This is a genomic window from Neisseria sp. HMSC03D10 (assembly GCF_001807625.1).
GTDB lineage: Bacteria > Pseudomonadota > Gammaproteobacteria > Burkholderiales > Neisseriaceae > Neisseria > Neisseria mucosa.
Map to the genome: position 1 here is coordinate 392 of NZ_KV789557.1, position 12,106 is coordinate 12,497.

At 53.2% G+C, this 12,106-nt stretch carries 9 protein-coding genes; 3 read left to right on the forward strand and 6 right to left on the reverse strand.

Annotated features, from left to right (window positions below; genetic code table 11):
• Positions 1–191: hypothetical protein (locus tag HMPREF3066_RS13350; protein WP_210385703.1), on the forward strand; the 191-nt coding region annotated here is incomplete at its 5' end.
• Here HMPREF3066_RS13350 and HMPREF3066_RS07630 read toward each other — a convergent pair.
• Positions 155–1,669, reverse strand: a complete 1,515-nt coding sequence (locus tag HMPREF3066_RS07630) for a polyamine aminopropyltransferase (RefSeq protein ID WP_070441784.1) — start codon at positions 1,667–1,669, stop codon at positions 155–157. The two genes, HMPREF3066_RS13350 and HMPREF3066_RS07630, sit on opposite strands and share 37 nt — an antisense overlap.
• A 213-nt stretch (positions 1,670–1,882) precedes the next feature.
• Here HMPREF3066_RS07630 and purF point away from each other — a divergent pair, with 213 nt between their 5' ends.
• Entirely contained in the window at positions 1,883–3,427 is a 1,545-nt protein-coding gene (gene purF, locus HMPREF3066_RS07635) for an amidophosphoribosyltransferase (protein ID WP_070441789.1), read from the forward strand.
• 437 nt (positions 3,428–3,864) lie between these two features.
• Here the strand turns inward: purF and HMPREF3066_RS07640 are convergent, their stop codons facing one another.
• The gene (locus tag HMPREF3066_RS07640; RefSeq protein ID WP_080613830.1) at positions 3,865–4,329 is read right to left on the reverse strand and encodes a winged helix-turn-helix transcriptional regulator; all 465 of its coding nucleotides are present in this window, start codon (positions 4,327–4,329) and stop codon (positions 3,865–3,867) included.
• A gap of 136 nt (positions 4,330–4,465) precedes the next feature.
• Here HMPREF3066_RS07640 and HMPREF3066_RS07645 point away from each other — a divergent pair, with 136 nt between their 5' ends.
• On the forward strand, positions 4,466–5,725 hold the full coding sequence (locus HMPREF3066_RS07645; protein WP_070441792.1) for a D-amino acid dehydrogenase: 1,260 nt from the start codon (positions 4,466–4,468) through the stop codon (positions 5,723–5,725).
• Between the two features lie 246 nt (positions 5,726–5,971).
• Here the strand turns inward: HMPREF3066_RS07645 and HMPREF3066_RS07650 are convergent, their stop codons facing one another.
• From HMPREF3066_RS07650 to HMPREF3066_RS07665, 4 genes are all read right to left on the reverse strand, one after another.
• Positions 5,972–7,309 carry a DUF3482 domain-containing protein gene (locus HMPREF3066_RS07650; RefSeq protein WP_141743196.1) on the reverse strand — a complete coding sequence of 446 codons (1,338 nt, stop codon included), beginning with the start codon at positions 7,307–7,309 and terminating at the stop codon, positions 5,972–5,974.
• Between the two features lie 72 nt (positions 7,310–7,381).
• Complete coding sequence (locus tag HMPREF3066_RS07655; protein ID WP_070441798.1) at positions 7,382–8,722, reverse strand: DUF2868 domain-containing protein; 1,341 nt, start codon at positions 8,720–8,722, stop codon at positions 7,382–7,384.
• Positions 8,723–9,064: 342 nt separating this feature from the next.
• Positions 9,065–11,290, reverse strand: a complete 2,226-nt coding sequence (locus HMPREF3066_RS07660; protein ID WP_070441801.1) for an NADP-dependent isocitrate dehydrogenase — start codon at positions 11,288–11,290, stop codon at positions 9,065–9,067.
• Between the two features lie 178 nt (positions 11,291–11,468).
• Positions 11,469–12,002, reverse strand: a complete 534-nt coding sequence (locus HMPREF3066_RS07665) for a hypothetical protein (protein WP_321178924.1) — start codon at positions 12,000–12,002, stop codon at positions 11,469–11,471.
• Between the last annotated feature and the right edge of the window lie 104 nt (positions 12,003–12,106).

The window sequence follows — 12,106 nt, forward strand, 5'->3', positions numbered from 1 at the left end:
ATTTAAATTTAATCCACTATAATTTAGCTATAGCCCGACTTTGGGTTGGCAAATTCGAAAAAATAAGAGAAAGAGTTGAAAGCTGGAAATCAAAAGGTCGTCTGAAAAACAGAAATGCTTGGTTTTCAGACGACCTTTGTTTTGGGAAAACGGCTCAACGAGTTACGTTGCGCCAGTCGCTTTCGAAATAGCTGACGAGGATTTGGTTGTTCAGATAGTTCGGCTCGACCTTGCGCCTTGCCATGTCGGGCGGGAAGCGGAACATTTCGGCGGCGGTTTGGGCGTTCAGATAACGCGTGGGAACGTCGAATTTCTGCGGGACGGGGAATTGCTTATCGAAGCCTGCCAACACAAATCCCCATTCGCCGAAGGAGGGGACGTAAACGTGATAAGGCGCGGTGGAAAGGCCGGCGGCTTCGAGGGTGGCGACGACCGACCAGTAGGCGTTTGGGGCGAAGTAGGGCGAGGTGGATTGGACGACGATTTTGCCCTGCGGCTGAAGATGGCGGGCGACGAGGCGGTACATGGGGACGGAGTAGAGTTTGCCCAGTGAGAAATTGGACGGGTCGGGCAGGTCGATGATGATGACGTCGAATTTTTCAGACGACCCCTCCAGCCATTTGGCGGCATCGTCGTTGACGACGTGCATTTTGGGATGGGACAGCGAGCCTTGGTTGAGCGCGCTTAAGGCGGCGGAGGTTTTAAAAGTGGCGGTCATGTCGGGGTCTAAATCGACCAGGGTAACGTGTTTGACCTGCGGGTATTTCAAGACTTCGCGCGCCGCCAGCCCGTCGCCGCCGCCGAGGATGAGGATGCGGGCGGCGTTTTGAACCATCTGCATGGCGGGCAGGACGAGGGCTTCGTGGTAACGGGCTTCGTCGCGCGAGGAGAATTGCAGGTTGCCGTTGATGTAGAGGCGGGTGTCGTCTTTCCAGCGGGTCACGACGAGCCGCTGATAGGGCGAGTGGCTTTGATAGACGACGGGGTCGCCGAAATAGCTTTGTTCGGCTTTGAAGGAAATGCGGTCGGCGTAGGCGAAGGTGGCGGCGAGGACGGACAAGACAATCAGCGCGCGCAGGCGGATGGCGCGGTAGCGGGGCAGTTCGGCTTTGAATACGCGTGCGGTCAGGTAGGCGACGGCGGCGTTGAGGATGCCGAACAAGAGGGCGGAACGCGCCATGCCGAGTTTGGGGGCGAGGAGAAGCGGAAAGAGCAAGGAAACGGCGAGTGCGCCCAAATAGTCGAAGGTCAGGACTTTGGCAACGAGTTCTTTAAACTCCGCGCCTTTGCGGTTTAACACGCGCATGACCAACGGGATTTCCATGCCGACGACTGCGCCGACAATCAGCACGAAGGCATAGAGCAGGGTGCGGAACGGGGCGGCGGAAAGCCCGAAGGCGACGAACAAGGCCAGCGCGGAAATGCCACCGATGATGCCGACCAAAAGTTCGATTTCGATAAAGCGGTGCAACACGTCTTCGTCTTTGATGTAGCGGGTCAGGTGCGCGCCTATGCCCATCGAGAAAAGATAAAGTCCGATGACGGAGGAAAACTGCAAAATGCTGTCGCCCAAAAGATAGCTCGCCAACGCGGCGATGATGAGTTCGTAGGCGAGGCCGCAACTGGCGACGATGAAGACGGAGATGATGAGGGTGCGGTTGGCGGTCATGGTGTCGTAGGAATGGGGTTTGAGCTGCTATTGTATATTGAAATAGGGATGGTCTGCCGCAAAGGTCGTCTGAAAAATTCCAGCCGTTTGTTCAGACGACGTTTCCGTATTTTTAAGGTTGACAAGAAAATATTGTCAACAATTTGGGCAACTTTGTCCGATTTATTCTATAATTCTAGTTTCCAAGTTAACCTCGAATTCGGAGAAGACGATATGTGCGGTGTATTAGGTTTGGTCAGCCATGAGCCGGTAAACCAGCTTCTGTACGACGGTTTGCAGATGTTGCAACACAGGGGGCAGGATGCGGCGGGCATTGTAACGGCCGAGGGCGGCACGTTTCACATGCACAAAGGCAAAGGCATGGTGCGCGAAGTGTTCCGCACACGCAATATGCGCGATTTGATCGGCAACGCGGGCATCGCCCATGTCCGTTATCCTACGGCGGGCAACGCGGGCAGCAGCGCGGAGGCGCAACCTTTCTACGTCAGCTCGCCTTTCGGCATCGTTTTGGCGCACAACGGCAACCTCACCAATACCGCCGAACTGTATGAAAACGTATGCAACAAACACCTGCGCCACGTCAACACCAGCTCCGATTCCGAAGTCTTGCTCAACGTATTCGCGCACGAATTGCGCCGCGAAGTCTCTAAAAACGCCAATCCCCACCGGCTCAATATCGACAATATTTTCAACGCCGTTGGCGAAGTCCACCGCCTGGTGCGCGGCGCATACGGCGTGGTTGCCATGATTGCGGGCTACGGCATGCTCGCTTTCCGCGATCCTTACGGCATACGCCCGCTGGTGTTGGGTTCGCAAACCGACGAGGCAGGCAGAAAATCCTATGCCGTCGCCTCCGAATCCGTTGCCTTCAATGCGCTTGCCTACGATTTGGAACGCGATATCCAGCCGGGCGAAGCGGTATTCGTCGGCTTTGACGGCACACTGATTGCCCGTCAATGCAGCGACCGCGCCAAACTCAGCCCCTGCCTCTTCGAATACGTCTATTTTGCCCGTCCTGACTCCGTGATCGACGGCGTATCGGTTTACCAATCGCGTTTGGACATGGGTGTGTCCTTAGCGGAAAAAATCAAACGCGAGCTGCCCGTGGACGATATCGACGTTGTGATGCCCATTCCCGACACCAGCCGCCCCAGTGCGATGGAACTTGCCGTCCACCTCAAAAAACCTTACCGCGAAGGTTTGATTAAAAACCGCTATATCGGCCGCACCTTTATCATGCCCGGTCAGGCGACGCGCAAAAAGTCCGTGCGCCAAAAACTCAGCCCGATGGAAACCGAGTTTGAAGGAAAAAGCGTATTGCTGGTGGACGATTCCATCGTGCGCGGGACGACCAGCCGCGAAATCGTCGAAATGGTACGCGCAGCAGGCGCGCGCAAAGTCTATATCGCCTCCGCCGCTCCCGAAGTACGCTATCCCAATGTGTACGGCATCGACATGCCCACGCGCGAAGAATTGATTGCCAACGGGCGCAGCGCGGCGGAAATTGCCGCCGAAATCGGCGCGGACGGCATCGTTTTCCAAAATTTGAGCGATTTGGAAACCGTCGTCAAAGCACTCAATCCTCAAATCGAATCCTTCGATTCGTCCTGTTTCAACGGCATCTATCAAACCGGGGACATCGACCAGGCCTACCTCGATCGCCTGTCCGCCGAGAAATCCGGCTGCGGCGGCTTGAAAATCCACCCGAGCAGGATGGAACACAGCATCAGCATCAGCGATACGGGTGACGAAGAATAAAACCGGTTTGAACGATTAAGGCAAAAGGTCGTCTGAAAACCGCCCTCCTTTAAGGGGAAAGGGTTTTCAGACGGCCTTTTCCCTTTGAATGAAAGAGCCTGATTTTGCCAAAGGGTTATTCCTAATTTATTTATACTTCATGGAATATAACTACAAAATACAAAAATACAACAATCAAAGAGAAACTTTACAAGAAAAAACTTGCATTACTTCCGCTTAAAGCGCATAATTCGCCCCGTTAGCTGGTTCGAGTAGTCAGTTAATAGTTTCTCCTCTATTTCTCCTTTGTAGACTTGGCACACATCTTATTGATGTGTGCATTTTTTTTGCTTTTTTCTTTCAATCTAATGATATAAGCAAAGAAGTTACAATATTTCATATTTCCCTATCTACTATCTACCAGTGTAATTATTCTAATCTTGGCTTCTGTCCTACACTCAATCCAAATCCAATACCGTTTCTTCTTTTACTTCCTCCATCACCACATAACTTCGGCTTTCCGCCGCGGCAGGCAGGTGCAGTAAAATATTGCCCAACATATCCCGATAGGCCGACATATCGGGCAGGCGGACTTTAATCAGATAATCGTATTCGCCCGATACCAAGTGGCATTCCAAAATTTGCGGAATCCTCATGACTTCCCGACGAAAATCTTCAAAAATATTGCCTGACTTCGAACGCAGCTTCAATTCGACAAAAATCAACAATCCTTTGCCCAATAAATTCGGATTGAGGCGGGCGTGATAGCCGGTAATGAAATTATCGCGCTCCAGCCGTTTGACGCGCTCGGTAACAGGCGTAGTCGAAAGCCCCACTTTCTCCGCCAGCTCCGTCATCGGTATCCGGGCGTTTTGTTGCAGAAATTTTAAAATTTTCAGATCGGTTTTATCCAGTTCTTTCATGATGCTTTTCCTTTTGAATGTCATTAAATAGGGATAATACATACGAAATTATTAAAAATAAAGTGAATATCTCTAATAAAAATATCCTAAACTAGCCATTCATAATTAAAAATAATTTAAATTTTAAGGAGAAGATATGAAGCTGATTGTTTTGGGCGCAGGTATCGCCGGAGTTTCAACCGCATGGTATTTGGCTTCCGAAGGGCATGACGTAACCGTCATCGACCGCGCCGACGATGTGGCAATGGAAACCAGCTTTGCCAATGCCGGGCAGCTCTCTTACGGCTACACCACGCCTTGGGCGGCTCCGGGTATTCCGCTCAAGGCCTTGAAGTGGATGTTCAAGCAACACTCGCCCTTAATTTTTCAACCCGACGGAAGCCTGTTTCAAATCCGCTGGCTCAAACAAATGCTGGACAACTGTACGGCGGAGCGTTATCAAATCAATAAAGAGGGGATGGTTCGGATTTCGGAATACAGCCGTGAAATGTTCCGTCTTTTTAAAGAACAGGAAAACATTGATTTTGAGGGTAGAAACAAGGGGACTTTGCAAATCTTCCGCACGCAAAAAGAAGTTGCCGCGGCTGAAAAAGACATTGCCGTTTTAGAACGTTACGGCGTTCCCCTACGTCGTCTGAAACCTGAAGAATGCTTGGAATTCGAACCCGCGCTACACCATGCTTTACCTAAAATCGCAGGCGGATTGCACCTTCCTGCCGATGCCACCGGCGATTGCCGTCTGTTTACCCAAAAACTGCGCGATTTGTGCATACAGAAAGGCGTGCGTTTTGAATTCGGACATCACATACGCCGCATCATACACGACCGACACCGCATTACTGCCGTTGAAACCGACCAAGGACAGTTTGAGGCAGACGCATTCGTATGCGCCTTAGGCTGTTTCAGCAGAACGGTTTTGGAGGATTTGGGCTGGGATTTGCCGATTTATCCGGTAAAAGGCTATTCATTGACCCTCCCTGTCGTTCATGATGAAAAAGCACCGGTTTCCACCGTTCTTGATGAAACATACAAAGTTGCCATCACCCGCTTCGACAAACGCATCCGCGTCGGCGGTATGGCGGAGTTGTCAGGTTACGGATTGCATTTACCCGAAAAACGCCGTGCTACTTTGGCATTGGTCGTCAACGACCTTTTCCCGGGCGGCGGAGATTTGCAGCAGGCGGAATTTTGGAGCGGGTTACGGCCGATGACGCCCGACAGCACGCCGCTTATCGGCAAAACACCATTGGAAAACTTGTTTTTGAACACAGGACACGGGACTTTGGGTTGGACCATGTCGCTCGGCTCTGCCAAACTGGCCGCCGATATAGTCTGCGGTAAGGAAACCGAAATCCGCAGCGATGATTTAGGTTTGTCTCGTTACACAAAAGTTTGACGGCGCAATGCGCTGTCTTTGTAAAAAGGTCGTCTGAAAACGGATATAGCAAGTTTCCTCAAACCTATATTCCGACTTTTCAGGCGACCTTTTTCAATTCGGTATTGTGTTGTTGCGGGTAAAATCCACGCTGCGGCGTTTTTTTGGATTTTCGGCCCGCTACATTTAGTAGAGTAGGTGAAGTTGCCAATATGGCAAAGGTCGTCTGAAAGCCTGGAGTTAAGGTTTCAGACGACCTTTGATTTTTTATCCGCCCAATTTCTGGCTCAAACTTTCCGTATATTCCTCGCGCTCGGCGCGGCTGGTTTCGGGGAGGTGGGTGTTGAGCGACGACCATTTCCACCTGCTGCGCGCTTTGTTGAGTTCGGACGGGAGTTTGTCCGGCGTCCAGGGCGCTTTGCGGCTGTGCAACTCGACTTGCGATTGCGCCGCGTGGCCGCGCGTTTGCAGGATGTGGAGCAAATCGAGGGCGCGGGCGGCAAGCAGGGTAAGGGTTTCGGGGTCGGTGTGCAGGGTTTGGCGGCCGGTGAGCTTGTCGGAAATGGTGCGGGTATTGGGCAGGATACCGCCCAAAAAGCCGCCGATTGCCGTACCCAAGCCGAGCGAACCGCCGAGCGTGGCGATGTCCAGCCCCAAGCCGATGAGTGCGCCGGTTGCCGCGCCCGTGCCGGTACGGATGCCGTATTGTTTGAGCAACTCGCTGTCGAACGGATCTTGATGGAAGGCTTTGGGCACCCAGTCGCCGCCGTCGATTTCGCTGTGGTAGAAGCGGTAGAGGGCAAACAGCCGCTGCTGCATCTGTCGTTCGAGCTGGCGGATTTCTGCCTGCATGGTTTGCAGGACGGGCGCGGGGTCGCCGTTTTCGTCGATTTCCTGTGTGAAGGCTGCCACATCGAGCAGGAAACCTGCGATTTCGTGGCGCGCTTCTTTGTCCAGACGCGTCCATTCGCGGCGGCGGGAAGCGGTCAGGCGGTCGATGATGTCATGCTGCGGCAGCATGGTGGCAAGCTTGTTCCAGAGGTTCAATTCGCCTTCAAAATCGAAGGCGACGGTGTCGAACCCTGCGAAAACGTGGAGATTGCGGCGCGCCAGCATGGTCGTCCACGCTTCGGGAAGCTGTCCGCCGGTAAAGTTGAACACGGGCATGACCGGTTTGGCGCACCATGACAGAATGGTCAATTCGTCCCGATATTTGTCGAGTACGGGTTCGCGCGCGTCGATGACGTACAACGCCATATCGCTTTGCAAAAGCTGCCGCAGCACTTTGGCTTCTTGGTTGAAATCGTGATGCGCGCCGTGGCTGTCGAGGAACTTTTGCAGCCGCTCGATGCCGTCGGCGCGTGCATCAGTGTGGGTTTCAAGCCAGTCCAAAACGCCGCCCGCGTCTTCGAGCCCGGGCGTATCGTACAGGTAAAGCAGCGTGTCGGCGCCGTCGGTAATCGCGGCTTCTTCGACATGGCGCGTGGTGGACGGGGCGTTTTTGACTTCGCCGAACCCGCTGTCGCGCAACAGGGTGCGCAAGAGCGAGGTTTTGCCGGTATTGGTGTGCCCGACGACGGCGAGGGAAAGGGGTTGGTTGTTCATCATATTTTGAGAGAATGGATTTTCAGACGACCTTTTTCAGGATGGCGGCTTAACAGGGCATTTCAAGTACGTTTATTGGTTTTTCAGACGACCTTCCTGCGCCGCTTTGTCAGGTTCCAGCCATGCCACGTCGCACTCTGCCAGCGCGTTGCGCCAGTGGTCCAATGTTTTGGACAGGTCGTCTGAAAGCGTCCGTTCCGTCAAAAGCTGTACCACCGCCCCGCCCTGCGCCGCTTCCGAAAGCCGGACAATCTGCCGCAACACGCCGCGGTCGGGGACGGTTTCCGCGCGCACACCGATGAGGAGCTGGGCGGGTTTCTGTTTCAATTCCGTTTCCAAAGCGGCAACCTCTTCCCGATTCGCCGCCACGCCTTTATCCAGCCATTCCTGCGCCAGCCTGCCCGCAAACCATGTGCCTTCGTGCCATTCGGTTTCCAGCATGACTGCCCACTTGGGCGCGTCGTTTAAGGTGATTTTCGGGGAAACGGCGGACACGGTTTCCCGACGCGTATCCGCATCGACGATTTTGTTCTGCCAACGGCGGATGACTGCCTGATAATAAGACTTCTCCAAATCCAGCTTGCTTTGGCTTGTTTTTAAAAAGATTTTGCACACCGCCCAAGCCAGCAGGCGCGGCAGGATGCCGTAGCAGGCAATGCTGCCGACCAACAAGCCCGACCACGCGCGCGCATCGGCGATGTTGCCGTTCAGACGACCTTCGACCACCGCCCGCGCATCGGGGGCAGGGAAACCGAGTTTTGACGGCAGCCACGCCAACATTTCCACCGCGCGCACCGAAGCGGCATTGCTCAACAGCGTGCTTTCCCAGTTGAACGTATATTGCCGCACCAAAAGCAGCAGCAATACCGACACCAGCATCCCGCTCAGGGTGCAGAGCCATAGACTGTGTGAAGTCGCGCCGGCGATCCAACGCGCCGAAGGCTGCCGCCATTCGTCCGCATACAGCCGGAACACCGCCTGATTGACGGGGTCTTTACCCCGAAACCACGTCGCGGGACTGCTGAAAAACCGCCCCACTTTCACGCGTAGGAACAACGTTGCCAAACATACCGCCAACATCAGCGTATTCATGCCCAACACGCCCGCCAAAATCAGGAAAAAATTCAGTCCTTGGCTGTCCATCAAAAGGTAAGTGCCGGAAAAGCCGCCGCTAAACATCATCGTCGCCGCCACGATCCACAGCCAAAACGACCCGGTCCGTACTTGTTCCAAGGTATGCCGAAGCCGGCGGTCTCTGTCTATCATCTCCGCGCGGCGGATGATTTTTCCTTCCACGCCGCCCTCGACATGACGCAACGCCTCCGTCGCCTGCACGGGATCGCCGGCAAAAATATAGCCGCCCTCTTCCAAAATACGGACAAGTTCGGCGAGTTTTCGGGATGGGTTCAACATAAAAAGGTCGTCTGAAAGGGATAGTGAAAACGCAAAGATTTTATCACAGCCCTTTTCATTCGTAGGCAGGATTCTTGAGTCCGGTTTTTATAGCAAATGGCAAGGCTCGTTTATTTTGAGCGCCTTTTCCGCCACCAGCCTCATTATTTCCACGTAAGCGGGGATTTATTGGAAACCCTAAGAAAGAGAGATTGGCAAAGCGTCGGTAAAATTCAAAACCAGTTTTTCAGCCGGCGTTGCAAGGACGAAAAATAAGAACTAAGCACCAAAAAGGTCGTCTGAAAACCTTTAAATACAGGTTTTCAGACGACCTTTCATGTTTACAGCCTTACCGTAATACTTTTACAGCTTTGCCAATGCCTGATTGAACGTTTCGCTCGGGCGCATGGCTTGGGCGGCTTTTGCGGCGTCGGGGGCGTAGTAGCCGCCGATGTCGGCTGCTTTGCCTTGTGCGGCGGAAAGCTCGGCAACGATTTTCGCTTCGTCGGCGGTCAGGGTTTCCGCCAGCGGCGCAAACGCTGCTTTCAGTTCAGCGTCTTTATCCTGAGCTGCCAGTTCTTGCGCCCAGTAGAGGGTGAGGTAGAAATGGCTGCCGCGGTTGTCGAGTTCGCCTGCTTTACGTTTGGGCGATTTGTCGTTCAACAGCAGTTTTTCGGTGGCGGCATCCAGCGTGTCGGCGAGGACTTGGGCTTTGGTGTTGCCGGTTTTTTGCGCCAGATGTTCAAACGATACGGCGAGTGCGAGGAATTCGCCCAAAGAGTCCCAGCGCAGGTGGTTTTCTTCGAGGAACTGTTGGACGTGTTTCGGTGCGGAGCCGCCCGCGCCGGTTTCAAACATACCGCCGCCGTTCATCAATGGAACGATGGACAGCATTTTCGCGCTGGTGCCGAGTTCCAAAATCGGGAACAGGTCGGTCAGATAATCGCGCAAGACGTTGCCGGTTACGGAAATGGTGTCTTCGCCGTTTTTCAGACGACCCAAGCTGAACTTGGCGGCTTCTTCGGGAGCGAGGACGCGGATGTCGAGGCCGTCGGTATTCAGCTCGGCAAGATAGGCTTTGACTTTGGCAAGCAGGCTTTTATCGTGCGGACGGTTTTCATCGAGCCAGAACACGGCGGGCGTGTTGCTCAGGCGGGCGCGGTTGACGGCGAGTTGTACCCAGTCTTTGACGGGCGCGTCTTTGGTTTGGCACATACGCCAGATGTCGCCTGCTTCAACGTCGTGCTGCATCAGGACTTTGCCCGCCGCATCAATGACTTGCACCTGACCGTCGGCTTCGATTTCGAAGGTTTTATTGTGCGAGCCGTATTCTTCGGCTGCTTGCGCCATCAGACCGACGTTGGGAACGGTACCCATGGTTGTCGGATTGAACGCGCCGTGTTCGCGGCAGAAGTCGATGGTTGCTTGATAAACGCCTGCGTAGCTGCTGTCGGGAATCACGGCTTTGGTGTCTTGCGCTTTGCCGTCTTTGTCCCACATGCGGCCGGAGTTGCGGATCATCGCAGGCATAGAGGCATCGACGATGACGTCGCTGGGAACGTGCAGGTTGGTAATGCCTTTGTCGGAATCGACCATCGCCAAATCTGGGTTGGCAGCGTAAACGGCAGCGATTTCGGCTTCGACGGCAGCGCGGGTGTCCGCATCCAGTTTGTCCAGATTGGCAAGCAGGTTGCCGAAGCCGTTGTTGACATTGACGCCGGCGGCAGCCAGTTTGTCGCCGAATTTTTCAAAAACAGGCGCGAAGAATACTTTGACGGCGTGTCCGAAGATAATCGGGTCGGACACTTTCATCATGGTGGCTTTCATGTGCAGCGAGAACAAAACGCCTTTTGCCTTCGCGTCTTTGACTTGTTCGGCAAGGAAGGCGAGCAGGGCTTTTTTGCTCATCACGGTCGCATCGATGATTTCGCCGGCTTTCAGGGCGACGGGCTCGCGCAGCTCTTTTTTGTTGCCTTGTTTGTCGGTGAACACGATGGATACGGAAGTCGCATCGGGTACGGTAACGGATTGTTCGTTATGGAAAAAGTCGCCGCTTTGCATGGTGGCAACGTGGGTTTTGGAGTCTTTCGTCCATGCGCCCATGCTGTGCGGATTTTTTTTCGCAAAGTTTTTCACTGCTTTAGGTGCGCGGCGGTCGGAGTTGCCTTCGCGTAAAACGGGATTGACCGCGCTGCCTTTGATGCGGTCGTAACGTTCGCGCACGGCTTTTTCTTCATCGGTTTGCGGGTCGGCGGGGTAATCGGGGACGGCAAAGCCTTTTGCCTGCAATTCTTTAATCGCGGCGGTCAGTTGCGGTACGGACGCGCTGATGTTGGGCAGTTTGATCACGTTGGCGTCGGGCTGTTTCACCAGTTCGCCCAACTCGGCAAGCGCATCGGGTACGCGCTGCGCTTCAGTCAAATATTCGGGGAACGCCGCCAGAATGCGGCCGGACAGGGAAATATCGCTGGTTTTGACTTCGATACCGGCATGGCGGGTAAACGCCTGCACAATCGGCAGCAGGGATTGGGTCGCCAGCGCGGGGGCTTCGTCGGTATGGGTGTAGATAATGGTGGCTTTGCTAGTCATGGGATATTCTCTTGTAGGTTAGGTTTTTCTTTTCGAATGCGGCGCAAAAGCGCGCTGCGTGGCTATTATGGCATATTTCGGCAGGCTTGGGATATGGTTTTAATATGTTATCAATCAGTTTGCAAAAAGGTCGTCTGAAACGGCTTCGGTAGCGTTTTCAGACGACCTTTGGGGGGGATTATAGGGAATATTTTTTCTTTAATGCACGGACGGCTTTCAATATTTCTGCATTGCTTTTCTTAACTCCTTCTTGAGCTTTATTTCGTTTTTCTAGAAAAGCCATTACATCCAATTGGTTTATTTCAGGTTTTTTTTCTCCTTCACCCATCAAGGTTTTTTGATGTTTTATCAAATATTCCAAAACATGACTTGCCAATATATTGATTTCGACCCTCCGGTTAACCACTGCTTTAATTTCAGGATCGCGGAAATCAGCATCCAAAAATCTTCCGGTAACTTTTTTCCACTCATCAGCCAGCTTTTTTGCAGCTTCAAAAAATTCTGGAGAATGTGTCGAATTTTCTCCGGCCCGGTTAAATTCATCTTGTGCTGCCATCAATTCCGAATGAGACTGTAAAACGATTTCGAAAAATTTAACCAAATCCGCCCGTCCGTATGGCGATTTCACATTTGAAATAGGGATTGGCTCCAGCAGTTTCGGGTTAGGATCGGGAAAGTCGTTGATCATTTTGGCATAATCGGCGGGCAGCATGACCTTGCCTTTGGAAGACTGCACCGCGACGCGTTTTCCTGCAATGGGTTTGGCAGCGGCGCTTACGTTGACAGTTATAGTGGATTAACTTTAAACCAGTACGG